Origin of the sequence: Microbacterium sp. SORGH_AS_0505, assembly GCF_030818715.1 — a bacterium.
Classification (GTDB): Bacteria; Actinomycetota; Actinomycetes; order Actinomycetales; family Microbacteriaceae; genus Microbacterium.
In genome coordinates this window covers 962,870-986,003 of record NZ_JAUTAT010000001.1, presented here as the reverse complement: position 1 = coordinate 986,003, position 23,134 = coordinate 962,870, and the positions used below count along the sequence as shown (strand labels likewise).

Annotated in this window: 29 protein-coding genes and 1 pseudogene; 19 read left to right on the top strand and 11 right to left on the bottom strand. The window is 70.0% G+C overall.

The genetic code is table 11. The annotated features are described in order from the left end of the window. Positions 1–33 precede the first annotated feature (33 nt). The gene (locus QE428_RS04900) at positions 34–408 is read left to right on the top strand and encodes a DUF2256 and DUF3253 domain-containing protein (RefSeq protein ID WP_133398972.1); all 375 of its coding nucleotides are present in this window, start codon (positions 34–36) and stop codon (positions 406–408) included. 1 nt (position 409) lies between these two features. Continuing rightward, positions 410–862, top strand: a complete 453-nt coding sequence (locus QE428_RS04895) for an MSMEG_6728 family protein (protein ID WP_091357840.1) — start codon at positions 410–412, stop codon at positions 860–862. A 1-nt stretch (position 863) separates the two neighbouring features. Here QE428_RS04895 and QE428_RS04890 read toward each other — a convergent pair whose 3' ends face one another. Together QE428_RS04890 and QE428_RS04885 are read right to left on the bottom strand one after the other, a co-directional pair. Then, positions 864–1,868, bottom strand: coding sequence for an adenosine deaminase (locus QE428_RS04890; protein WP_307463677.1), 1,005 nt, complete (start codon positions 1,866–1,868; stop codon positions 864–866). A 37-nt stretch (positions 1,869–1,905) separates the two neighbouring features. After that, a complete protein-coding gene (locus QE428_RS04885; protein WP_091357834.1) occupies positions 1,906–2,175 on the bottom strand; it encodes a GlsB/YeaQ/YmgE family stress response membrane protein in 270 nt (89 codons plus the stop codon). Between the two features lie 126 nt (positions 2,176–2,301). Here QE428_RS04885 and QE428_RS04880 point away from each other — a divergent pair, with 126 nt between their 5' ends. The 3 genes from QE428_RS04880 (at position 2,302) to QE428_RS04870 (ending at position 4,148) form a co-directional block, all read left to right on the top strand. Next, on the top strand, positions 2,302–2,463 hold the full coding sequence (locus QE428_RS04880; protein ID WP_157681101.1) for a hypothetical protein: 162 nt from the start codon (positions 2,302–2,304) through the stop codon (positions 2,461–2,463). 63 nt (positions 2,464–2,526) lie between these two features. Further along, positions 2,527–3,801, top strand: coding sequence for a Na+/H+ antiporter NhaA (gene nhaA, locus QE428_RS04875; protein WP_307463670.1), 1,275 nt, complete (start codon positions 2,527–2,529; stop codon positions 3,799–3,801). Between the two features lie 8 nt (positions 3,802–3,809). Then, positions 3,810–4,148 carry a DUF6804 family protein gene (locus QE428_RS04870; protein ID WP_307463666.1) on the top strand — a complete coding sequence of 113 codons (339 nt, stop codon included), beginning with the start codon at positions 3,810–3,812 and terminating at the stop codon, positions 4,146–4,148. A 1-nt stretch (position 4,149) separates the two neighbouring features. Here the strand turns inward: QE428_RS04870 and QE428_RS04865 are convergent, their stop codons facing one another. Genes QE428_RS04865 through QE428_RS04855 form a run of 3 tightly spaced genes read right to left on the bottom strand, consistent with a single transcriptional unit; the run spans position 4,150 to position 6,295 of the window. Then, entirely contained in the window at positions 4,150–4,539 is a 390-nt protein-coding gene (locus QE428_RS04865; protein ID WP_307463664.1) for a ribonuclease inhibitor, read from the bottom strand. Between the two features lie 5 nt (positions 4,540–4,544). Beyond that, the gene (locus QE428_RS04860; protein WP_307470637.1) at positions 4,545–5,480 is read right to left on the bottom strand and encodes an aldo/keto reductase family oxidoreductase; all 936 of its coding nucleotides are present in this window, start codon (positions 5,478–5,480) and stop codon (positions 4,545–4,547) included. After that, entirely contained in the window at positions 5,480–6,295 is an 816-nt protein-coding gene (locus tag QE428_RS04855; RefSeq protein WP_307463662.1) for an EI24 domain-containing protein, read from the bottom strand. The genes QE428_RS04860 and QE428_RS04855 overlap by 1 nt, the downstream gene beginning before the upstream one ends. Positions 6,296–6,391: 96 nt before the next feature. On the opposite strand from QE428_RS04855, the gene QE428_RS04850 reads away from it, so the two are divergent. Genes QE428_RS04850 through QE428_RS04830 form a run of 5 tightly spaced genes read left to right on the top strand, consistent with a single transcriptional unit; the run spans position 6,392 to position 9,313 of the window. Beyond that, on the top strand, positions 6,392–6,880 hold the full coding sequence (locus QE428_RS04850; RefSeq protein WP_091357818.1) for a DUF2975 domain-containing protein: 489 nt from the start codon (positions 6,392–6,394) through the stop codon (positions 6,878–6,880). Between the two features lie 38 nt (positions 6,881–6,918). Beyond that, positions 6,919–7,596: an APC family permease gene (locus QE428_RS04845; protein WP_307463658.1), complete on the top strand. Its 678-nt coding sequence runs from the start codon at positions 6,919–6,921 to the stop codon at positions 7,594–7,596. Next, positions 7,478–8,284 carry an APC family permease gene (locus QE428_RS04840; RefSeq protein WP_307470634.1) on the top strand — a complete coding sequence of 269 codons (807 nt, stop codon included), beginning with the start codon at positions 7,478–7,480 and terminating at the stop codon, positions 8,282–8,284. The genes QE428_RS04845 and QE428_RS04840 overlap by 119 nt, the downstream gene beginning before the upstream one ends. A 40-nt stretch (positions 8,285–8,324) precedes the next feature. Continuing rightward, positions 8,325–8,660, top strand: coding sequence for a helix-turn-helix transcriptional regulator (locus QE428_RS04835; protein WP_091357811.1), 336 nt, complete (start codon positions 8,325–8,327; stop codon positions 8,658–8,660). Beyond that, the gene (locus QE428_RS04830) at positions 8,642–9,313 is read left to right on the top strand and encodes a cation diffusion facilitator family transporter (RefSeq protein ID WP_307463655.1); all 672 of its coding nucleotides are present in this window, start codon (positions 8,642–8,644) and stop codon (positions 9,311–9,313) included. Before QE428_RS04835 ends, QE428_RS04830 begins: the two co-directional genes overlap by 19 nt. Positions 9,314–9,322: 9 nt before the next feature. Here the strand turns inward: QE428_RS04830 and QE428_RS04825 are convergent, their stop codons facing one another. Next, positions 9,323–9,646 (bottom strand): ATP-binding protein, encoded by a 324-nt coding sequence (locus QE428_RS04825; RefSeq protein ID WP_307463653.1) that lies wholly within the window; start codon positions 9,644–9,646, stop codon positions 9,323–9,325. Positions 9,647–9,695: 49 nt separating this feature from the next. Between QE428_RS04825 and QE428_RS04820 the strand changes: the two genes are divergently transcribed. Then, positions 9,696–10,946 carry an FAD-binding protein gene (locus tag QE428_RS04820; RefSeq protein ID WP_307463651.1) on the top strand — a complete coding sequence of 417 codons (1,251 nt, stop codon included), beginning with the start codon at positions 9,696–9,698 and terminating at the stop codon, positions 10,944–10,946. A 77-nt stretch (positions 10,947–11,023) separates the two neighbouring features. Here QE428_RS04820 and QE428_RS04815 read toward each other — a convergent pair whose 3' ends face one another. Beyond that, positions 11,024–12,340 carry an HNH endonuclease signature motif containing protein gene (locus QE428_RS04815; RefSeq protein WP_307463649.1) on the bottom strand — a complete coding sequence of 439 codons (1,317 nt, stop codon included), beginning with the start codon at positions 12,338–12,340 and terminating at the stop codon, positions 11,024–11,026. A gap of 180 nt (positions 12,341–12,520) precedes the next feature. Between QE428_RS04815 and QE428_RS04810 the strand changes: the two genes are divergently transcribed. Then, complete coding sequence (locus QE428_RS04810; RefSeq protein WP_307463647.1) at positions 12,521–13,084, top strand: hypothetical protein; 564 nt, start codon at positions 12,521–12,523, stop codon at positions 13,082–13,084. An 11-nt stretch (positions 13,085–13,095) separates the two neighbouring features. Further along, a complete protein-coding gene (locus QE428_RS04805; RefSeq protein ID WP_307463644.1) occupies positions 13,096–13,650 on the top strand; it encodes an NUDIX domain-containing protein in 555 nt (184 codons plus the stop codon). Between the two features lie 3 nt (positions 13,651–13,653). Here the strand turns inward: QE428_RS04805 and QE428_RS04800 are convergent, their stop codons facing one another. Beyond that, positions 13,654–13,896, bottom strand: coding sequence for a hypothetical protein (locus QE428_RS04800; protein WP_307463641.1), 243 nt, complete (start codon positions 13,894–13,896; stop codon positions 13,654–13,656). Positions 13,897–14,098: 202 nt separating this feature from the next. On the opposite strand from QE428_RS04800, the gene QE428_RS04795 reads away from it, so the two are divergent. From QE428_RS04795 to QE428_RS04780, 4 genes and pseudogenes are all read left to right on the top strand, one after another. Continuing rightward, entirely contained in the window at positions 14,099–15,106 is a 1,008-nt protein-coding gene (locus QE428_RS04795; protein WP_307463638.1) for an SDR family oxidoreductase, read from the top strand. Between the two features lie 40 nt (positions 15,107–15,146). Beyond that, positions 15,147–15,926, top strand: coding sequence for a thioesterase family protein (locus QE428_RS04790; RefSeq protein ID WP_307463635.1), 780 nt, complete (start codon positions 15,147–15,149; stop codon positions 15,924–15,926). Further along, positions 15,923–16,783, top strand: coding sequence for an SDR family oxidoreductase (locus QE428_RS04785; protein WP_307463633.1), 861 nt, complete (start codon positions 15,923–15,925; stop codon positions 16,781–16,783). Before QE428_RS04790 ends, QE428_RS04785 begins: the two co-directional genes overlap by 4 nt. Positions 16,784–16,939: 156 nt before the next feature. Further along, positions 16,940–18,593: pseudogene (locus tag QE428_RS04780) on the top strand (FAD-binding dehydrogenase). A gap of 10 nt (positions 18,594–18,603) precedes the next feature. Here the strand turns inward: QE428_RS04780 and QE428_RS04775 are convergent. The 3 genes from QE428_RS04775 to QE428_RS04765 all read right to left on the bottom strand — a co-directional run bounded on the left by QE428_RS04775 (position 18,604) and on the right by QE428_RS04765 (position 20,461). Then, positions 18,604–19,185: a sigma-70 family RNA polymerase sigma factor gene (locus QE428_RS04775; RefSeq protein WP_307463630.1), complete on the bottom strand. Its 582-nt coding sequence runs from the start codon at positions 19,183–19,185 to the stop codon at positions 18,604–18,606. Positions 19,186–19,280: 95 nt separating this feature from the next. Beyond that, positions 19,281–20,210, bottom strand: a complete 930-nt coding sequence (locus tag QE428_RS04770) for an SRPBCC family protein (RefSeq protein ID WP_307463627.1) — start codon at positions 20,208–20,210, stop codon at positions 19,281–19,283. Between the two features lie 5 nt (positions 20,211–20,215). After that, a complete protein-coding gene (locus tag QE428_RS04765; RefSeq protein ID WP_307463625.1) occupies positions 20,216–20,461 on the bottom strand; it encodes a hypothetical protein in 246 nt (81 codons plus the stop codon). A gap of 129 nt (positions 20,462–20,590) precedes the next feature. Between QE428_RS04765 and QE428_RS04760 the strand changes: the two genes are divergently transcribed. Both QE428_RS04760 and QE428_RS04755 read left to right on the top strand, forming a co-directional pair. Next, positions 20,591–21,421 carry an aldo/keto reductase gene (locus QE428_RS04760; protein WP_307463620.1) on the top strand — a complete coding sequence of 277 codons (831 nt, stop codon included), beginning with the start codon at positions 20,591–20,593 and terminating at the stop codon, positions 21,419–21,421. Positions 21,422–21,547: 126 nt separating this feature from the next. Then, positions 21,548–23,059 carry an MATE family efflux transporter gene (locus QE428_RS04755; protein WP_091357775.1) on the top strand — a complete coding sequence of 504 codons (1,512 nt, stop codon included), beginning with the start codon at positions 21,548–21,550 and terminating at the stop codon, positions 23,057–23,059. The last annotated feature ends 75 nt before the right edge of the window (positions 23,060–23,134 follow it).

Sequence of the window (23,134 nt, the reverse complement as noted above, 5' to 3'; positions counted from 1 at the left end):
GCCCCTGTCGGCCACTCGACATAGCGTCGCGGCATGGCTTCTTCCCCCGCCCCCAAGACGTGCGCCTCGTGTGGACGTGAGATCCAGTGGCGCAAGAAGTGGGAGAAGAACTGGGACGAGGTGAAGTACTGCTCCGACGCGTGCCGGAGGCGCGGCATCCGCCCCGTCGACGAGAAGCTCACCGCGTCTATCCGCGAGCTGCTCGACGCACGCGCGGCGTCGGCGACGATCTGCCCGTCCGAGGCTGCTCGCGCCGTGGGCGGCGAGGAGTGGCGCGACCTCATGGAACCCGCACGTCGCGCCGCCCGCCGGCTCGTCGCCGCAGGCGAGGTCGAGATCACCCAGCGGGGGCAGGTCGTCGACCCGTCGACCGCGAAGGGGCCGATCCGCATCCGGAAGGCGCGCTGACGTGCAGACCTTCGTCCCGTTCGACGACCTCGCCCGCGGCATGGCGGCGCTCGACACGAAGCGGCTCGGCAAGCAGCGCGTCGAGACGTTGCAGGTGATGCGCGCGCTCACGATCCCGGGCTACGGCTGGCGACACCATCCCGCGGTGAAGATGTGGCGCGGGCACCGAGCCGCGCTCATGGTCTACCAGGACCTCACGGTGGATGAATGGGTGCGCCGCGGCTTCGCCGACACGACTCGCGCCTCGACCCTGGCGACGCTCGACGAGATCCCCGAGGACGGTGCCGAGTACCGATCCGGAACGGTGCGGATGCCGCCCTGGTTCGGCCGCGAGGACGTCCACCGCTCGCACCGCTCGAACCTGCTGCGGAAGGACCTCGAGTACTACCGCGCGCAGGGCTTCGACGACCCCGACGACCTCCCGTACGTGTGGCCGACGGCCGAGGAAGAGTGAGTCAGGCGGATGCCGCCCAGTCACGCACCTGGGCGAGGAGATCCGCTTTGCGGTCGGCATCCGCGAAGGACGCCTCGATCGAGTTCTCGGCGAGCTTCGCCAGCTCAGCCGTGTCGAAGCCGAGCGCGGCGACGGCGGCGTAGTTGTCGCCGATGTACCCGCCGAAGTACGACGGGTCGTCGGAGTTGATCGTCACGACGACGCCCGCGTCGACGAGCTCGCGCAGGGGGTGGGCGCCCAGTTCGGGCACGGCCCGAAGGCGCACGTTCGAGAGCGGGCACACCGTCAGCGCGACGCGGTGCTCAGCGAGGTGCGCCAGCAGCTCGGGGTCGTCGATCGAACGGATGCCGTGGTCCACCCGCTCGACGTGGAGCAGTCGCAGCGCCTCCCAGACGTACTCGGCCGGCGCCTCCTCGCCGGCGTGGGCGACGCGACGCAGTCCCAGCTCGGCGGCACGGCGGAAGACGCCCTCGAACAGCGACGGCGGGTAGCCGACCTCCGCGGAGTCCAGGCCGATGCCGAGCAGCTCGTGCGCACGCGGCGCGATCTCCTCGAGAAGGGCTTCGGCCGAGGCGACCGGGTGGTCGCGGACGATGCAGACGATGAGTCCGCCGGAAATGCCGAACCGCTCCCGCCCGACCTCGAGTCCCGCGCGGAGCCCGTCGATGACGACGTCGACCGCCACGCCGTTCGCGGCGTGCACCTGCGGGTCGAAGAACATCTCGACGTGATGCACCCCGTCGGCGGCGGCCCGCTCGAGGTAGGCGACGGCGAGGTCGGTGAAGTCCTGCGCGGTCCGCAGCACCGCCATGCACGCGTAGTAGAGGTCGAGGAAGGACTGCAGGTCCTCGAAGTCGTAGCGGTGCCGCAGGTCATCGACGTCCGCGAACGGAAGCGTCACGCCGTTCCGCTCGGCGAGGGCGAACGCGAGCTCGGGTTCGAGTGTGCCCTCGATGTGCAGGTGCAGCTCGGCCTTCGGGAGGGTACGCAGATCAGGGCTCGTCACGGGGAGCCATCGTACGCACCCGCCCTAGGCCGCGACCTCAGCTCGCCGTGCGCTTGCGCCCGAACAGCGCGCCGTAGATGAGGAGCACGATGATCGAGCCGCCGATGGCGAGGAGCCACGTCGACAGCGAGAAGAACTCGTTGAGGTTGACGTTGAAGATCAGTCCGCCGAGCCAACCGCCCAGCAGTGCGCCGACGATGCCGAGCAGCAGTGTGACGAACCAGCCGCCGCCCTGCTTGCCCGGCAGGATCAGCTTCGCGATGGCACCGGCGAGCAGACCGAGGATGAGGAAACCGAAAAAGCCCATGATGACTCCTTAGCGATGGTGAATCTGGGTCCGTCAGAGCGGATGCCGTCAGTCCAGTCGCTTCGGCACGTCTTGCGCTACGTCCTTGACGGGGCGGCGAAAGTGAGCGCGGGATACCCTCGAGGCATGACGATCACGGCACGTTACCGCCTCGAGCGCGCGTTGCCGTCGGCCATCGGCATCCGCGCGCTCAGCGCGCCGCAGCATCCCGGAACGAACGGCTGGGTGAGCGAGTGGGGAACCAACGCGCACGGCGAGATCGCCGGCTGCCCGCCGTCAGCGGCCTGACCCGCACCGCTCGTCGGTGCGTCCTCAGCGACCCCTGATCCCCGACGCGGAAAGCGATCCGTCATGTCCTCCTCTCCTTCTTCCCGTACAGCCCCGCACGAGATCTGGCGCGGTATCCGCCAGACCGTCCGCACCGACACCTTCGGCGGCATCCTGCTGCTCGCCGCGACCGTCGCGGCGCTCATCCTCGCCAATTCACCCGCCGCGCCCTGGTACGTCGGGCTCCGTGAGACGTCCTTCGGTCCCGAAGCCCTCCACCTCGACCTCACCGTCGCCCACTGGGCGGCCGACGGTCTGCTCGCCGTGTTCTTCTTCGTCGTCGGCCTCGAGCTCAAGGAGGAGATCGTCGCCGGGCGACTGCGCTCGCCGCGCGTCGCCGCGGTGCCGGTGATCGGAGCCCTCGGCGGCGTCATCGTCCCCGCGCTCATCTTCACAGCCTTCACCGTGACCCTGCCCGGCGACGCCGTGCGCGGCTGGGCGATCCCCACCGCGACCGACATCGCCTTCGCGATCGCCGTGTTCGCCGTCGTCGCGAAGGGCCTGCCGCCGGCGCTGCGCGTGTTCCTGCTGACCCTCGCCGTCGTCGACGACCTCTTCGCCATCACCATCATCGCGACCGTCTACACCGACGACCTGCAGCCGCTGTGGCTCGCGACGGCGATCGTCCCGCTGGTCCTGTTCGCTCTGGCGGTGCGGCGCGGCATCCGTCACTGGTGGATGCTGATGCCGCTCGCGATCGTCACGTGGGGCTTCGTGCACGCGTCGGGGGTGCACGCGACGATCGCCGGCGTGGTCCTCGCGTTCATGGTCCCGGCGACCGTGACGCCGCGTGCCCGGGTGCAGGTGGGGACGGATGCCGACGGTGCCCCGGTCCACGATGCGTTGACGGCGCACTTCGCCGACCGCTTCGGGCCGATCTCGACGCTCGTCGCCCTGCCGATCTTCGCCTTCTTCTCTGCCGGCGTCACGGTCGGCGGCTGGGAGGGGCTGACGGCGGCCTTCACCGATCCGGTGACCCTCGGCATCCTCGTCGGACTCGTCCTCGGTAAGCCGATCGGCATCCTGCTCGCGGTGTTCCTGCTCACGCGCGTTCCGGCGGTACGGCGGACATTCGAGCTGCACTGGGGCGACATGCTCGGCGTCGGTCTGCTCGCCGGTATCGGGTTCACCGTCGCGCTCCTCGTCGGCGAGCTCTCGTACGGCGTCGGATCGCTCGAGGACGATCACGCGAAGATCGGCATCCTCGCCGGGTCGGTCGTCGCCGCGATCCTCGGCGGTGCCGTCCTCGCCTGGCGCGCCCGTCGCGTGCGTCAGACTGGAACCACACCCCCGTCCTGAGGAGCCCCGTGAGCCGCACGCAGCCGACGCCCGCGACGTACCAGCGCAACGCCCTCGCGCCGAGCCTGCTCGCCGCGGCGGTCCTGTTCGTCGCGCCGGCCCTGCTCGAGAGCGACTGGTTCCTCACGGTGCGTTTCGTCGCGACGATCTTCGCGCTCATCATCGGGTGGTTCGCGTTCCAGGCGAAGCACTGGTGGTGGATGCCGGTGATGCTCGCGATCGCAGTGGTCTGGAACCCGATCTTCCCGTTCGAGTTCTCGGGCCCGATCTGGAGCGCCGCTCAGGTCGCCGCCGCGTTCGTCTTCCTCGGCGCGGGCGCGACGATCAAGGTCCGGCGCGACACCTGAATCAGCGGAGGTCGAGCACGACCTCCGGGTGGCCTTCGAACACCTCGAGAACGCGGTCGAAGTAGGTCGTCCCCGTGCCGGCGTGCAGGTCGTCGAGCTGTCGCTGGAGGTCGTCCGACCGGAACCGCCCCGGCTGTGCCAGCTTCTCCCGCAGCCAGCGGACCGTCTCGGCGACCCCTAGCGCGTCGCGGCTGTGCGCGGCATTCCGCCAGACGATCCGGACGGCGTCATCCCCGGCCAGCGCCCCGTACCCGCCGTAGAGCAGGTCGTCGAGCGCGTCGAGGCTGGCGCCGAGTTGCCAGTCCTCCCCGGTCATGAAGTGGCGGTTGAGTTCCTCGTAGAGATCCGGGATGCCGCCGATGCGGCCGCCCTCGATGACGTACTCGGCCACGCGGCTCAGGGGACCTTGTGGCCTGCCGCGGTGATGAGGCCGTACCACTCGGGTCGGGTGAGGGGGATGTCCGAACCGGCGGCGGCGTCCGCGACGCGCTGCGGGTTGGTGGTGCCGAGCACCACCTGCATGTGCGCGGGATGCCGGGTGATCCAGGCCGTGGCGATGGCGGTCGGCGTCACGTCGTACTTCGCGGCCAGGCGGTCCATCAGTCCATTCAGCTCGGGGTACTCGGGAGCGCCGAAGATGACGCCGTCGAAGAAGTTCTTCTGGAACGGCGACCACGCCTGCAGCGTGATGCGGTTGATGCGCGAGTAATCGACGAGACCGCCCCCGTCGCGGGTGATGGAATCTTCCTCTCCCGCCATGTTCGATGCGAGGCCCTGCGCGACGATCGTCGAGTGAGTGATCGACAACTGCACCTGATTGGCGACGATCGGCTGGGTCACCGCCGTCTTGAGCAGATCGATCTGCCGCGGCGTGTGGTTCGAGACGCCGAAGGCACGCACCTTGCCCGACGATTCGAGGTGGTCGAAGGCCCGCGCGACCTCCTCGGGCTCGACGAGCGCGTCGGGACGGTGGAGGAGGAGCACGTCGAGCCGATCGGTGCCGAGCGCCTGCAGCGACTCTTCGGCCGACGTGACGATGTGCTCGTACGAGTGGTCGAAGTGCCAGTCGTCGGCGACGATGCCGGTCTTGGTCTGCAGCGTGATCTCGTCGCGTTCCGCAGGGCTGAGGTTCAGAGCCTCGGCGAATCGGCGCTCGCAGCCGTGGCGGCTGCTGCCGTACAGGTCGGCGTGGTCGAAGAAGTCGACGCCGGCGTCGCGGCACGCGTCGTACAACCCGCGGATGGCCTCGTCGGACATCTCCTCGATGCGCATCATCCCGGCGACGACGTTGGGGACGTGGTGGTCGGTGGGCCCGAAGGGGACGAGGCGCATCATGCTCCGTTTCTGCGCCCGATGGGCGCTGCCGAGTGATCAGTCTGACCTGTGACGGCTCGTGCGTCGAGGAGGGTGCGTGACAGTACCGTCGAACCGGCGACGGCTGCCGGCATCGCGACGACGGCGCCGAGCGGGATGAGGAAGCAGAGCTGCGTGGCCACGCCGAAGCCGAGCACCCGCGCACGGTTGCCCTTGCGCAGGGCGCGGCGAGCCGCGGCATCCCATCCCCGTGCGGCGAGGGCCCGCGAGGTGAGCTCGTCGGCCAGGAGCCACCCCGTGAGGAAGGCGGCGACGACGGCGCCGAGGACGGTGCCGACCAGGGGGATGAGCCCGATGAGGCCGGCGACGATCGCCGCGAGCAGGCCGCGGAGGATGAGCCCGATGCTGTCGCCGATCGAGCGCCAGAATCCGTAGTCGGATTCGACCGGCGCGTCGCCGAGGTGTTCCTCGACGGAGCGCCAGATGCGCTCGTAGAAGGGATCGCCGACGAGGAGCGTCAGGGCGGTGAACGAGACGACCGCCAGGACGATCGCGCCGCCGAGGATTCCTGCGCCGATGCCGAACCGCACGAGTGACGCCGCGACGTCCGACCATCCGTCGGCGAACCCCGTGACCGCGGTGACGATGTCGCGCAGGAAGACGATGAGCGTGATGATCCCGGCGAGAAGGAGGAGGCCGACGATCGCGGCGGGGATCAGCCCGAGCGCCATCCGGCCGGGCAGGCGCCCCCAGAAGCCGAATCCGCGACCCAGATCGCCGATGCCGCGGAAGAACGACGCGACGGGATGCGTCGCGGGTGGGGGAGTCGTCATGAGCCCATCCTGCCGTGTCGGCGCGACGCCGGCTCTCGACACCGAGCGTCGTTCATCGATATACATATATCGAATATCGATAGATGGAGGCCGTTCATGATCACACTCGCCAAGGTCGGTGCGGGTTTCGTCTTCACCGTGATCGTCATCGTGCAGGTGTGGGTCGTGCCGGGCATCGCCGACGTCGTCGTGCAATGGGTGCCGGAGCTCGCTGGGCTTCGGGATGCCGGTGTGGTGCTCGCGGGCATTTTGCTGTCCTGCGTGCTGGCCGCCCTCGTCTGCGTCTGGCGGTTGCTCACCCGCGCTGACCGCGGGCGGCTCTTCGACGATGGCTCGATGCGCTGGGTCGACGGGCTGGTCGGGTGCGCGGCTGCGGCGATGATCGTGGTCGTCGTCGGCTGCGGGGTCGTCTTCGGCGCGGGTGCGGGGAGCCGGGCCGTCCTGCTGATCGCCGGCCTCGCGATGGTCGTCGGGCTCGGCGTCGCGCTCCTTCTCGGAGGGCTGCGCGAGGTTCTCAGGCAGGCGGTTCTCTTGCAGGATCAGGTCGGGGGCGGCGCGCAGGCACAGGAGACCCCGTCGCGGTAGGGGTTGCATCCCGCGCGGGACTTGGCTGGAGTGGTGCGATGACAAACGACACCACGGCTGCACCCGCCCAGGAGAAGCCCGGTCTGAAGCGCGCCGTCGGCACGTGGCTGCTGTTCGCCTTCATCGTCGGCGACACGCTCGGCGCCGGCATCTACACGCTCGTCGGCACGATGGCGACCGACGTCGGCGGCGTCATCTGGCTGCCGCTGCTGATCGCGCTCGTCGTCGCGCTGCTCACGGCCGGCACCTACGCCGAGCTCATCACGAAGTACCCGCACGCCGGAGGCGCCGCGCGCTACGTCGACAAGGCGTTCGGCATCCCGTTCCTGTCGTTCCTCGTCGGGTTCCTCATGATGGCCTCGGGCATCACGACGGCAGCCGCTCTCGCGAACGCCTTCGCCGGCGACTACTTCACCGCTCTGGTCGACATCCCGCCGATCCCCGTGGCCATCACGTTCATCGCCCTCCTCACCCTCATCAACCTGCGAGGTGTGAAGGAGTCGCTCGCCACGAACATGGTGGCCTCGATGATCGAGGTCTCGGGCCTGGTCATCGTGATCGTCGTCGCGGCGATCGTGTTCGGCAGCGGAGGCGGAGATCCGTCGCGCATCTTCGAATTCGCGCCGGACGTTCCCCCCGCTCGAGGGGGCCTTCGCGGCATCCATCGTCGCCTTCTTCTCGTTCCTCGGCTTCGAGGCCGCCGCCAACATGGCTGAAGAAGTGAAGAATCCCTCCCGGGCGTACCCACGGGCGCTGTTCGGGGCGATCCTGACCGCGGCGGTGGTCTACCTGCTGATCGCGATCGGCGCCGTCATCGTCGTCGAGCCGACCGAGCTCGCGACCTCGACCGGTCCGCTGCTCGAGGTCGTCACGGCCAGTGGGCTCGCCGTCCCGGGGTGGCTCTTCAGCCTCATCGCCCTCGTCGCGATCGCCAACGGCGCGCTCCTGTTCATGGTGATGGCGAGCCGCGTCGCCTACGGTCTGGCCGAGAACCAGCTGCTGCCGCACGCGTTCGGCAGGGTGCTCCCGAAGCGGCGTACGCCGTGGGTCGCGATCATCGTCGTCGCCGGTGTCACGATGCTCCTCACGGTCGTCGGCGACATCTCGACGCTCGCCAACACGACCGTGCTGCTCCTGCTGCTGGTCTTCCTGACGGCGAACGTGAGCGTGCTCGTGCTCAAGAAGGACAAGGTCGAGCACAAGCACTTCTCGGTCCCGCGCATCGTGCCGGTCCTCGCGATCATCGCGTCGATCGTCCTGCTCACCCAGCAGGAAGGGCCGGTCTGGCTGGCCACCGCCGGCTACGTCGTCGTCGGGACGATCCTGTTCTTCATCGCGCGCTACGGCCGACGTCGCGGCGACCGCAAGATCGCCGAGCGGACGGGCTCCATCCCCACCGTCTGACCGATCGCGAAAGGGTCAGCACTCGCTGTATAGTCAGCGTGTGCTGACCCTTTCTTCTCGCCTCGACGTCATGAACCGCTTGGGACGCGCGATGGCGGATCCGTCGCGCTCCCGCATCCTGCTGTCGCTCCTGGAGCGACCCGGATACCCCGCCGATCTCGCCCGCGACCTCGAGCTGACGCGGACCAATGTGTCCAACCACCTCGCCTGCCTGCGCGGCTGCGGCCTCATCGTCGCGACGCCCGAGGGTCGGCGCACGCGGTACGACATCGCCGATCCGCATCTGACCGCCGGGCTCGCACAGCTGCTCGACGCTGTCGTCGCGGTCGACGCCGGTGAAGAGTGCGCGATCGACGGATGCCGGTGCTGCGCGTGACGGCTGTCGCCGAGGCGTCGCGGGCCGGAGTGCTGCGTCGCCGCATCCGGTGGATCGTCGCCGCCACGATCGCGTACAACCTCATCGAGGCCGTGGTGGCGGTGACGGCGGGGACGATCGCCTCGTCCGCCGCCCTCATCGGGTTCGGGCTCGACTCGACCATCGAGGTGCTGTCGGCGGCCGCGGTGGCATGGCAGTTCACTCGACGTGACCCGGAGCGCTGGGAACGCGGGACCCTGAGGGTGATCGCCGTCGCGTTCTTCGCGCTCGCGACCTATGTCACCGTCTCGTCGGTGACGGCGCTGGTACTCCGCACCGAGCCCGAGACCTCGCCGATCGGGATCGTCCTCACGGCGGTGAGCGTGCTCGTGATGCCGTTCCTCTCGCTCGCCGAGCGCCGTGCCGGCAGGGAACTCGGCTCGGCGACGGCCGTGGCCGACTCGAAGCAGACCCTCATCTGCACCTACCTGTCGGCGGCGGTCCTCGTGGGTCTCGTGGTGAATGCCGCATTCGGCTGGTGGTGGGCGGATGCCGTCGCCGGTCTCGTCATCGCGGTATTCGCGGTGCGCGAGGGGGTCGAGGCCTGGCGCGGTGACGCGTGCGCGACCTCGGTGGGAATGCTGCTTGAGGACGAGCACGACCACCACGACTGACGCGTGCCGTCAGCTCGCCGGGTCGATGTCGACAGGCACTCGCACCGTCGCGCGCAGACCGCCGGTCGTTCGTGCCGCGAGGGTGAGCTCGCCCCCGTGAGCTCCGACGATCGCGCCGACGATCGCGAGTCCGAGTCCGTTCCGCTCGTGATCGGATCGGCGGATACGAGCGGTCCCGCGTTGGAACCGTTCGGCCAGCGTCGCGACCACGGTGGGATCAAGCCGTTCGCCGCCGTTCTCGACGATCAAGATCGCGACGTCGGATGCCTGGGGGAACCCACCTCGGTCGACGCGGGTGAGCAGCAGCCTCGATCCGACGGAGGACCCGCGCATGGCGGGTTGACCCGAGCCGCCTGCTGCGGGCGCCCGTAGGCTGGCTCGCATGAGCGACGGCGCAGGAGAGAACTGGTCCCGGAACATCCGCTACACGGCGGAGCGGTACGTCGCGCCGAGGACCGTCGACGAGCTGCGTGAGGTGGTCGCGGCATCCGATTCGGTGAAGGCCCTGGGCTCGCGTCACTCCTTCACCCGCATCGCCGACACGGGCGGGACGCTCGTGTCGACCGCCGAGCTCGATCTTCCGATCCAGGTGGATGCCGCGCAGAAGCGGGTGCGCGTCGGTGGGGGCGTCCGTTACGGCGAACTCGCGCAGGAGCTCGACCGGCAGGGGTGGGCGCTCGCGAACCTCGCGTCGCTGCCGCACATCTCGGTCGCCGGCGCCGTGAGCACGGGCACGCACGGGTCGGGCGTGGGCAACCGCTCGCTCGCCGCCGCGGTGACCGGCCTCGAACTCGTCACGTCGACCGGTGAGCTGGTGCAGCTGACCGACCGCGACGACGCCCTCGCCGGCGCGGTCGTGGGACTCGGTGCGCTCGGGATCGTGACGACCGTCGAGCTCGCGATCGAGCCGACGTACGAGGTCGCGCAGACCGTGTACGAGAACGTGCCGCTCGAGGCAGTGCGGAAGGCGTTCGACGTCATCGCGGGGTCGGCTTACAGCGTCTCGTTCTTCACGACGTTCCGCGACGACATGTACGTCGACCAGGTGTGGCGCAAGGAGCGCACGGATGCCGCGGCGACCCCGATTCCCGCGGCGCTGCGCGATCGCCAGGCGTCGGGCGCCCGGCATCCGCTCCCCGGCGTCTCGGCGGCGTCGTGCACCGTGCAGGGCGGCAAGGCGGGGCGGTGGCTCGATCGGCTGCCGCACTTCAAGCTCGAGTTCACGCCGTCGAACGGCGAGGAGCTGCAGTCCGAGTTCCTGTTGCCGTTCGGCGACGCCGTGGCTGCGTTCGACGCGGTCCGCGAGCTCTCCGAGCGCCTGAAGCCCGTGTTGCAGGTGTGCGAGGTGCGGACGATCGCCGGCGACGACCTGTGGCTCTCGCCGAGCTCGGGCCGGGACTCGGTCGCGTTCCATTTCACATGGACCGACGATGAGGCCGGGGTTGCGGAGGTACTGCCAGAGCTCGAAGCCGCGCTCGCGCCCTTCGGTGCGCGGCCGCACTGGGGCAAGGTCTTCACGCCGCGCGATCCCGCCGAGCTCTATCCGCGCTGGGCGGAGTTCGTGCAGCTGCAGCGGGCGCTGGACCCGCGCGGTGCGTTCCTGAACGACTACTTGCGGGCGCTCGGGCTGTAAGGCAGGGCGCGCTCCGTTCGCAGGTCGAGATCGTGAGAATCGGCGACGCGGGTCGCGATCGCGCGAATCAGCAGTGCTCAGAACGGCGCCGGGTCTCCGGGTGGGCTGGCGGCAGGGGTGAACGCGACGGCCGGGGTGGGTGCGTCTTCGCGGTAGATCCTGCCGAGGGGTGAGGTCCATTCGAGGACACCACCCTGGAGTTGTCGGACTTTCCAGGCGGTGAATTGCTTCATCGAGTGGTGCCGTTGGCACAGGTGGGCGAGATTGGTGAGTTCGGTCCGTCCGCCGAGGGCGTGGTCGTGGGTGTGGTCGATCTCGCAGCGGATCGCGGCGACGCGGCATCCGGGGAACCGGCAGTGCTGATCGCGGGCTTGCAGGAACCGGCGCATCCCCGACGGCACCCGGTACGAGTCCGTGGAGACGGTGACGCCAGTCGTCGGGTCGTGGAAGAGGCGTTCCCAGATGTGCGTCGATCCGGCCAGTGTGCGCGCGGTGGCCGGGTCGATAGGGGACCGGCCGGCGAGATCGCAGGGCCCATCGTTCCCGCCGGTCAACGTCGCGGCGGGAACCAAGACCTGCACGCGAGCCCGGATCGCCCCGAGGGGTCCGGCGGTTGTGTCACGCGTGTCGTCGAGCGCGGGGGTGCCTGCGAGGAGGAGGTCGGAGAACACGTCTGCCCGGACCTGATCGGTCGATCGGGCGTCGGTCGCGACAATCTCCGAGCCGGCCGAGCGTTCGTCGCGGGTATCGATGATCGCGCGTGCTTGCTGGGTGAGCCGGTCGTGGATCCCCTCCGCGATCACGGTCGGGAGGGTTGCGATCAGGTCCGACATCCCATCCCGCCCGGGCATGAGTCGCACGCACCGGCCCGCCGCTGCCTCTTCATGCCGTTCCGCGAACGATCGTGGGTGCATCCGGTGCGCGAGGATCTCGAGCTCGCCCCGGACTCGGTTCGGTGTCTGGCCGTCGCAGCGTTCGATCGCGACGGCCTCGAACTCCGCCCACATCTCGCCGGGGAGATTCAGCCCGGCGTCGACGATCGCTTTCACATGCCCCTGCACGATCCGCCCGGCTTCCCACGCGGCGACCGCCGCGGGGAATCCTTCAATCGTCACCCGCGCCTCGCCGATCCGACGCTGAACCGCCCGGTCGGTGAGCCGCATCACCCCCGCGACCTCCGCCGAGATCGACCGGAGCACCATGTCGTGCACCTGGACGCGCGCGTTGCGGGGGGCGCCCTGCGCGTCCGCCAGCCGCCCCGCGGCGGCCAGGGCGCGCAGCTCACGAATCTTCACCCGAGCGAACTCAACACCGATGTCCTCGACGTCCGCGACGATCCCCGCAATGGCGGCGAGATACGACTCACCATCGGGGGTTTCCATCGCTTCGGTCATGCCTCCACTCTCGCACCAACCTCCGACATCGACTCGAGCTGTCGCGAGCGCCACATCTCTGTCGCATCGCCCCGAACTGCACCGTCAAGATGATCTACTGATCCAAAGCGGAAGAGCTGTGGTGTGATGCTCGAAGAGCCGTCGAACCGCTTGACGCCCCGGAGAAGGACAGGGTTCACAGTGATCGAGGACGAACTGGTGCGTATGTCCACGCTGGGCTGCCCGGTAGAAATCGAGCGGGGCCGCGCCGGCGAGACCTTTTCCCGAGTGCGCGGAATCGTGGTCGGGGTAGAGGGAAATTGGCTGGCTTTGCAGGCGCTGGTCGACAGTGTCTACTTCGACGGGTACTTCCTGCTGCCGATAAGGGACATCACGGCCGTCGTCGAAGACACCGAGAACGGCTACGTCAGCTCCGCGATCGAGGCGCTCGGTCGCCCCACCGTCGACTATCACCTCCCGGCCGATGCGTCCGTGAGCTCCGTTTTGCAGACGGCGAACGCTCATTCGCGGCTGATCGCGCTCAGCATCGAAGCCGACGATGATCAGGCGCTCTTCGTCGGCAAAGTGGTGGAGCGTGGATCCGACGTCTTCTCCATGCTCCTGATCAATCGAGCGGGCGTCTGGTCCGATGAGCCCGCTGAGTTGGAGTACTCAGACGTCACGCGGATTGACTTCGGCGATCGGTACTGCGCAGCTCTTGCCCGCTTCGGTGACCCGGCGCCCCAGACGGACGACAATTCCTGAGGGAGGGACCCATGCCCCACCTCCACACCGACCCCGGCGACCACGACGCGACGGTCAGCTTCTTCATCGTGCGCACCGACGGTCCGGAGCCGCGCCTGACGTACCACCGGCATCTCAAGGTGCGGAAGCTCATGATGTTCGGCGGGCATATCGAGCGCGACGAGACGCCGTGGGCGGCGGTGCTCCGCGAGCTCGTCGAGGAATCCGGCTACCAGCCCGTGCAGGTCCGGGTGCTGCAGCCGCGCGTCCGGATCAGGCAGGTGACGGATGCCGCCGCCCACCCCGTTCCGGTGATGTCGTCCACTGCCTGCACCTCTGCCGATCCGGCTCACTTCCACACCGACCTGCTCTACGCGCTCACCACCGACGAGGAGCCCGCAGGTGCACCGGAGGACGGCGAGTCCACCGACATCCGTCTGGTCACGCGCAGCGAGCTCGACCGCATCCCTGACGAGGACATCGTCGAGATGTGGCGCGAGGCGGGACGGTTCATCCTCGACGAGATCCTCGACGCCTGGGAGCCCGTCGCGATGGACGCCTACCCCGGCACAGCGCCCCTGGTGTGAGTCCTACTCCGCGTCCGTCTCGACCTCGCCGTTCGCGATGGCGTCGGCATAGGTGCGCAGGTCGGGACCCGGCTCCCAGTCGATGAACTGGTCCTTCAGCTTGCCGGTCAGTGCCGCGAACGCCTCGTCCGATGTCATCTCGCCCGAGCCGGCGAGGTCCACGACGGCCTCCCGCAGCACTCGGTCGGCATCATCGAGGATCTTGGCGCGTGCCTCGTCGTTCCAGCGAATCTCTGAACTCTTCATGCCGGGACGGTAGCCCGGGAGCGGATGCCGGGACCCGGGGTTGCGTTCCTCCGCACGATGCGCTTGCGCCTCGTACCCCATCCCCGCACCCCTGGCAAGCGCATACCTCCGACCCGGGGCGCACCGAAAGATGGCTGCAGCGGTCGATGTTCGACTCCTCGGGCTGATCACGCCCGGTCGGGCCCCCGCGGGAGGAGTCGCCGTGAGCAGCACCACATCCCGAGGCGTCGCCGTCGTCACCGGCGGCAGCGCAGGACTCGGTCGCGCTATCGTCCGCGAACTCGCCGACCGCGGCTGGGATGTCGCCGTCCTCGCCCGCGGCCGCGACGGGGTGGATGCCGCCACCGCCGAGGTCCGCGCCAAGGGACGACGCGCACACGGCATCTCGGTCGATGTCGCGGACAACGCTGCGGTCGACGCCGCCGCATCCGAGATCGAAGCGGAACTCGGCGAGATCGACCTCTGGGTCAACAACGTCATGTCGGGGTCGATCGCCCCGTTCCTCGAGACGACTCCCGAGGACTACGAACGGGCGACGCAGGTCACCTACCTCGGCACCGTGAACGGCACCCGCGCCGCACTGACGCGGATGCGGCCGCGCAATCGCGGTCACGTCATCCAGATCGGCTCGGCTCTGGCACACCGCGGCATCCCGCTCCAGGCGGCCTACTGCGGCTCGAAGCACGCCGTGCACGGATTCACCGACTCGGTCGTGTCCGAACTCACCCATGAGGGCAGCGCGGTCGCCGTCTCGATCGTCGACATGCCGGCCCTGAACACCACGCAGTTCGGCTGGGTGAAGTCGCCCTTCTCGGAGCACCCGCAGCCGGTCCCGCCGATCTACCAGCCCGAGGTCGGAGCCCGCGCGGTCGCCGACGTCGCGGACAAGCCCCGCCGCCGCACCTGGGTGGGGGAGTCGACCGTCGGTCTCGTCCTCGGCACCCGCGTCGCCGGCCGGTTCATGGACTGGTACCTCGCCAAGAACGCCTGGGAGGGGCAGTTCGCGCCCGACAAGGGCTCGTCGACCACCCCGCCCAACCTGTACGAGCCGGTCCCCGGCGATCATGGAGCCCACGGCGCGTTCGACGACCGCGCGCGCGGCGAGAGCATCCAGACCCGCGCGCTGCGCCACCGGCGCGGGCTCTATTCCGCGGCATCCGTCGCCGGCGTCGCCGCCCTGGCCGGGGTCGTGAAGCTGCTGCGGCGCTGAGTCTCCCGGGCCGGGGAGGCCACGGGTAGCATCCGTACTCGTGCCCGCCTACTTCGAACGAACCGACGCGACCAGGTTCCAGCCGACGACGTTCACCGGGGGAGCCTGGAACGTCACCGAGCAGCACGTCGCCCCGCCGATAGGCCTCCTCGCCCATGCGATCGAGGTCGATCACGCGGCGCGCAGCCCGCAGCCGATGCAGCTCTCGCGGCTGTCGGTGGACATCCTCGGGGTGATCCCGATCGACGACGTCGAGGTGACCTGCCGCGTGCTGCGCCCGGGGCGGAGCATCGAACTCGTCGAGGCAACGCTCTCGCAGGCGGGCCGGCCCGCGCTCAGCGCGCGGGCGTGGCTCATGCACACCCGCGACACCGACCCGCTCGCGGGCACCGCCCACCCCGCGATGCCCCCGCGCGACGCGATCGGGCCCGTCGATCCGTCGTCAGCCTGGCCCGGCGAGTTCATTGCGACCGTCGGCGAGGTGCGACGCCGACAGGAGGAACCGGGTCGTGCACAGACCTGGATCCTCCCCGCCGTCCCGCTTCTCGAGGGAGAGCCGGTGTCGACGACCGCGCGGCTCGTCTCGCTCATCGACATCGCCAACGGGATCACGCCTCGCGCCGACCCGCGCGAGGTGGCCTTCCCGAACCTCGACCTCACCCTGCACCTGGTCCGCACGCCCGAATACGGATGGATCGGCTTCGACACCACTGTCACCTTCGGCGCGACCGGCCTCGGCATGACCCACACGGTCCTCCACGACGAACGCGGTGTCGTCGGATCCGTCGTCCAGTCCCTCACCGTGAGGCCGCACCGATGACCCTTCCCCTTGCAGGAAAGACCGCCCTCGTCACGGGCGTCTCGCGCCGTCGCGGCATCGGCTTCGCGGTAGCCTCCCGCCTCGCAGAGCTCGGCGCGAGCGTCTTCGTGCAGCACTGGCGGCCTCACGACCTCGACCAGCCATGGGGCGGGGACGACCTCGATGCGGTGCGCAGCGGCATCCGCTCGGCCCTCGTCGGCGACGCGAGATTCGGCGACGTCGAGGCTGATCTGACGGATGCCGGGGCGATCCCCGGCCTCATCGACGCCGCGTCCGCGCTGACCGGCCGCCTCGACATCCTCGTCTGCAATCACGCCAAGAGCGGCGACGACGGCAGCATCCTCGACATGACCGCCGACCGGCTCGACGCGTTCTGGAGCACGAACGCCCGCTCGACGCTCCTGCTCACGGCGGAGTTCGCCCGCCGCCTCGCCCCGCCGCAGTCGGGTCAGCGGCGCCCGGGCGACGCGATCGAGGGCGCGAAACCGTACGCCGAGCCGACCGGGCGCGTGTTCTGGATGACCTCGGGCCAGGGCCACGGCGCGATGTTCGGCGAGGTTGCGTATGCGACGAGCAAGGCGGCGCTCGCGGGCATCACCCGCACCGTCGCGGCCGAACTGCTCGAACTCGGCATCGTCCTCAACACCGTCAACCCCGGCCCCGTGAACACCGGCTACATGGATCCCGACACCGCCGACCGCGACACGTCGGGACTCGACGAGTGGATCCGGGCGACCCCCTTCGGCCGTGTCGGCGTGCCGGCCGATCCCGCCGCACTCATCGGCTGGCTGTCGACGGCCGAGGGCGCCTGGATCGTCGGCCAGGTCCTCACGAGCGACGGCGGATTCAGCCTCTGAGGCGACGTTTGCACGATGGGCGGGTTGGGAGCGGCCTCGCCGGTCTGCGCCGGCATCACCCGCACCGCCGGTCGTGCATCCGCCGCGGCAACCCGGCGGCTTAGAGTCTCCTCAGCGCCCGTCACCGCAGACGGGCGCGTCGAAGGAGACGCACGCATGACAACGGATGCCGCGGACGCGATCGTCGTCGGAGCGGGACTCGCGGGGCTGGTCGCCGCATCCGAACTGCTGGATGCGGGCAAGCGCGTGCTGATCGTCGAGCAGGAACCCGAGGCGAGCTTCGGTGGACAGGCGTGGTGGTCGTTCGGCGGCCTGTTCCTCGTCGACTCACCCGAGCAGCGCCGCCTCGGCGTGAAGGACTCGCTCGAGCTCGCGCGGCAGGACTGGTTCGGCTCAGCGGGCTTCGACCGCCCCGAGGACCGCTGGCCCCGGGCGTGGGCCGAGGCGTACCTGCAGTTCGCCGCCGGTGACAAGCGCGCGTGGCTGCGGGAGCGGGGCATCCGCTTCTTCCCCGTCGTGGGATGGGCCGAGCGCGGCGGCGACCGGGCGACCGCGCACGGCAACTCCGTGCCGCGGTTCCACATCACGTGGGGCACCGGTCCGGGCGTCCTCGAACCCTTCGTCCGCCGCGTGCTCGAGGGGGTCGCCACCGGCCGGGCACGCATCGCCTTCCGGCACCGTGTCGACCGGCTCGAGGTCGACGGCGGCGCGGTCGTGGGGGTGAGCGGCGCGGGTCCTCGCACCCGACTCCGCCGAGCGGGGTGCTCCGAGCAACCGGAACGAGACGGGCGAGTTCTCGTTCCGCGCCGGCGCAGTCCTCGTCTCGAGCGGCGGCATCGGCGGCAATCACGACCTCGTCCGCGCCCAGTGGCCCACCCGCATGGGACGCGCCCCCGAGACGATGCTCTCCGGCGTGCCCGCGCACGTCGACGGACGGATGCTGGGGGTCGCCGAGACCGGCGGCGCCCACCTGATCAACGGCGACCGCATGTGGCATTACGTCGAGGGCATCCAGAACCACAGCCCCGTGTGGCCGAGCCACGGCATCCGGATCCTGCCGGGGCCCTCGTCGCTGTGGCTGGATGCCACCGGTCACCGTCTGCCCACGCCGCTGTTCCCGGGGTTCGACACGATCGGCACGCTCGAGCACATCGTGCGCGGCGGTCACGATCACAGCTGGTTCGTGCTCAACCAGGCGATCCTGAAGAAGGAGTTCGCGCTGTCCGGCAGCGAGCAGAACCCCGACCTCACCGGCAAGGACGTGCGACTCCTCGCGCAGCGGCTGAAGGGCGACCGGGCGACGGCGCCCGTCGAGGCGTTCAAGGAGCGCGGGGCGGACTTCATCGTCGCCGACACGGTTCCGCAATTGCTCGAGCGGATGCGGGCGGCATCCGCTCTGCTCGACATCGATCGCGTGCGCATCGAACTCGAGGCCCGGGACCGCGAGATGGCCAACCCGTTCACGAAGGACGCGCAGGTCACCGCGGTCCGGCAGGCGCGGCGTTACCGCGGCGACAAGCTGCTGCGCGTCGCGACCCCCAGCCCGATCGCCGACCCGAAGAACGGTCCGCTCATCGCGGTGAAGATCCACATCATCACGCGCAAGAGCCTCGGCGGCATCGAGACCGACCTGTCGGGTCGTGCGCTCGCCGCCTCGGGGGAGCCGATCCCCGGCTTGTACGCAGCCGGCGAGGCGAGCGGCTTCGGCGGGGGCGGCGTGCACGGCTACCGCGCGCTCGAAGGCACGTTCCTCGGCGGCTGCATCTTCTCGGGCCGCGCCGCCGGACGCGCGATGGCGACCGCCGTGTGAGCGGGATCCCCTAGGCGGCCGCGCCGGTCGGCGGCGGCTGAATGGGGGTCGAGCCGGTGAGGGGGAGCGCGATCGACTCGGCGAGGGGACGCGCCGCGTCGCGGAGCTGGTCGAGCGCGCTGCGCGTGCGCGCCTTCACCGCGGCGAGGGGGGTCCCGGTCATCTCGGCGATCTCGGGCTGGGTGTGTCCCCCGAAATAGGCGAGCGAGACGACCTGTTCCTGCTCGTCGGGCAGCTGCCGCAGGGCACGGTGGCTGGCCGCGGTGCGGTCCGGGGTGTGCGCCCCCGCGTCCGCGGGCCGCGCGTCGCGGAGGGCGGCGACGGCAGCGCGGTGCACGATCGCGAGGATCCAGGTGAGCGCAGCGGTCCGCTTTGCGCGGAAGCGTCCCGCGTCGTGCCACACCGATACGAAGGCGCTCTGCAGCACCTGCTCGGCGAGACGCCGGTCGCCGGTGACGCGCACGGCGACGGCGAAGGCGGCCGCGGACGTCGCGTCGTAGAGACGGGTGAAGGAGGCGACATCGCCCGAGGCCGACCGGGCGATGAGTCGCCCCAGTGCGGCATCCTTCTCGGGCGCGGGTAGTTCGGACATGACTGAATGGTGCGCTTCCACAGGGGGCGCATCGAGCTCTTGCCGAGCGCGCGCGGGAGTGCTAGCAGTATCCATTCATATGAATGACTCGGCCGTCAGCGCACCGCAGCCCCGATCGCGGCACCCACCCTGGCCACCTGCATCGCGAGGGCCACGCGGTACAGCGGCGCCATCATCCAGCCGAGCCCGCTCCTGCGGCGACGGTACGTGCGCTCCCACGAGTAGTCGATATGTACCGTCGTTCCACCCGCGGCCGGCTCCAGGCGCAAGCCGATGCGCCGCGCGTTCGCCTTCGGGGCGTCGGGGTAGCGGAACGTCCACGTGACGTGGTGCGCGTCGGCATCCATCGTCCGGCTGATGGACAGCCGACGGAACGCCGGTCTGGTCTCGACGTCGTCGCGAGGCGTCGCGACCCAGTCGCCATCGGGGGCGGCGCTCACGTGGCCCACGGAGTCCTCCCACTCCGGCAGGCGCTCGGGGTCGGACACGAGCGCCCAGGTCTCGTCGACGGGTGCAGCGACGAACGACGCGGCCGACCGGGCGAGCGGATGCCGCCGCCGCACCGTCGTCACCGGCGGCAACCCCGCGGCGGCGTCCAGCCGCGCACGCAGATCGTCGGCCGTCATGTTCAGGCGGCGCAGCAGCGCCTCGATCGCCCCGCTCGGCTCGTCGAGCAGGCGGCGCAGGATGCCGGCGCTCGTTCCGTCTCCCGGTGAGGTCAGCACCCGTTCGGCCACGGGGGACCACGCCCATCCTGCGGAGGGTCCGACGGCGATGGGCCCGGGTGCGAGGCCGGCCCCCGCGGCGCCGAGCGCGGCGAGGTGAGCGGCCTCCTCCGCGGCGACGGCCTCACGGGCTGCCGCGATCGTCGCTCCCGCGGCTCGGAGGACCTGGCCGGCATCGGCCTCGTCGAGGGTGAGCGCGAGGAACAGGTGCTCGACACCGAGCTCGGTGCGGCCGGTGCGGGATGCCTCCTCCATGGCATACCGCGTGAGGCGATGTGCGTTCCCCATCGCCGTCGTCATCCTGCTCATGCTTTCCTCCGGGGTACCTCGATGGTCGGATCGATCCGCTTCGCGTACTTCTTGTGCACGGCCTGGCGGGTGACGCCCAGCGCGTCGGCCACGCCTTGCCAGGGCATGCCCGCTCGCAGGGCGGCCTCGACCTGCCGGAGTTCGAGGGTGTCGGCGAGGATGCGAAGGGAGGCGACGGCGCGGAGTCCTGCGCGCGGGTCGGTCGTGTCGCTCGCGACCTCGATCGCACTGGGAGTGTCCATGAAGCAACCTTGGTTGACAGGCCTCCGTCTTGTCAACCCGAGTTGCTCGGCGAGCGACGCCGTTGCCGCATCCGTCACGATTCGTCAAGGCATGGGGATCGTTCGCCCTGCGGTGGGAGTGTGATCCCCATGACCGTTCCCACTCTCACACTCAACGACGGACACACCATTCCCCAGCTGGGCTTCGGCGTCTTCCAGGTCGATCCCGCCGAGGCCGAGCGCATCGTCAGCGTCGCCCTCGAAGCCGGCTACCGCCACATCGACACGGCGGCGGCGTACCAGAACGAAGAGGGCGTCGGCCGGGCCATCGCGGCCTCCGGCATCCCTCGCGACGAGCTGTTCATCACCACGAAGCTGTGGAACTCCGAGCAGGGTCGCGCCACGGCTCGTCCGGCGATCGAGTCGAGCCTCGAGAAGCTCGGACTCGACCACGTCGACCTGTACCTCATCCACTGGCCGCGCCCCGACAAGGACCTCTACGTCGAGACGTGGCAGGAGTTCGAGAACTTCCAGGCCGACGGTCTGACGCGCTCTATCGGCGTCTCGAACTTCCACCAGCCGCACCTGCAGCGCCTGTTCGACGAGACCGATACGGTGCCGGCCGTCAACCAGATCGAGCTGCACCCGGCATTCGCGCAGCGCGAGCTCCGCGGCTTCCAGGAGCCGAAGGGCATCCTCACCGAATCGTGGGGGCCGCTCGGTCAGGGCAAGTACGACCTGTTCGGCGAGAAGGCCGTGGCGGATGCCGCCGAGGCACACGGCGTGAGCCCGGCTCAGGTCGTCATCCGCTGGCACCTGCAGGAAGGCCTCATCGTCTTCCCGAAGTCCGCGACGCCCGAGCGGATCCGCTCCAATTTCGACGTGTTCGGCTTCGAGCTCACCTCGGACGAGATCGCCGCGATCGGTGCCCTCGATCGCGGTCTGCGGGTGGGATCCAACCCGGAGACCGCCACGTTCTGACTCCGACAGAGTGAAAGGGCGCCGAGCCATCGGCGCCCTTTTTCTGTGCGACCCCCCTTACGACTCCCAGGGTGACCTCGATACAATCGATCGACCTCGAATCGATTCGAAATCCCGAAAGCCCGCATGGCCACCTCTCTCACGACGGGCCGCCCCTGGCGCGTCATCCTCCTTTTCACCCTGCCGCTGATGATCGGCAACGTCGTGCAGCAGCTGTACCACTTCGCCGACACGATCGTCGTCGGGCGCCTCCTGGGCGTCGACGCGCTCGCCGCCGTCGGCGCGACGGGGAGTCTGCTGTTCCTGCTGCTCGGCTTCGCGTGGGGTCTGACGTCCGGTTTCGCGATCCCCACCGCGCAGGCCTACGGAGCGATGGATGCCGACGGTGTCCGCCGCTCCGTCGCAACCGGTGCGTTCCTCAGCGGCATCACGACCATCATCCTGACCGTCGGCGCGCCCCTGATCGCCGAGCCTGCGCTCGTGGCGCTGCAGACCCCGCCCGAGCTCCTCGCCGACGCGACGATCTTCACGCAGGTCAGCTTCCTCGGCGCCGGCGCGCTGATGTTCTTCAACTTCCTGTCGGCCGTCATCCGAGCCATCGGCGACTCGCGGACGCCGCTCATCTTCCTCATCGTGTCGTGCGGTCTGAACGTCGTCCTCGTGATCGCCGCCATCGCGTGGCTCGGTCTGGGCGTCGCGGGCGCGGCCCTCGCGACCGTCATCGCCCAGGCGGTCTCGGTGCTCCTGTGCCTCGAGTTCGTGCGCCGCCGCATCCCCGAGCTGCACCTGCGGCGCGAGGACTGGCGCATCACCCGCGCCGACATCGTGGCCCACCTGCGTCTCGGCCTCCCCATGGGATTCCAGGCGTCGATCATCGCGATCGGCGCACTGACCGTGCAGGTCGCGCTCAACACGCTCGGCGGCGAGGCGATCGCCGCCTACACCGCGGCATCCCGTGTCGACGGCCTGGCGGTCGCCCTGCTGCAGTCCATGTCGCTCGCCGTCTCGATGTACGTCGCGCAGAACTACGGCGCCGGTCGCCCCGACCGCATCCGCCGCGGTGTCGTCCAGGCGACGTGGATCGCGCTCGGCGCGGCGGTGGCCCTCGGCATCCTGCTCATCTCGCTCGGCGCACCGATCGTCCGCATCTTCGTCGGCGACGGCGCGGACGAGGTCGTGCACCTCGCGGTGTCGATGCTCGTCATCAACGGGCTGAGTTACACCGCGCTCGGCGTGCTGTTCGTCACGCGCGGCGCGCTCCAGGGCCTCGGCAACGCCGTCATCCCGACGGTCACGGGCGTCGTGGAGCTCATCGCGCGCGCCGTCGCGGCGATCCTGCTCGGCGCGCTGTTCGGCTTCATCGGGGTCGCCTGGTCGAACCCGCTCGCGTGGATCTCGGCCGCCGTCATCCTCATCCCGGCGTACATCCGCGCGCACAAGATGCTCGCGACGATGCCGATGGCGCCCATGACGATCACGCCGACGACGCCGATCGCGGTCATCGGGCCGGTCGACGGTTCCATGACGGTCGAGACCGTCGTGACGCAGCCGGTGCCGCTGCCGCAGGTGTCGTCCCGGATGCGGCGCGCCCTGCGCCGTCGCCCCGGCACCACGCGTCGGCTCGCTCGCAAGCGCTGATCGGCGCCCGCGTCGAGGTCCCCTCCGGGCCGGGAATTGCCCCGCCATTCCCGGCCGGATCGGGACCTCGGCCCG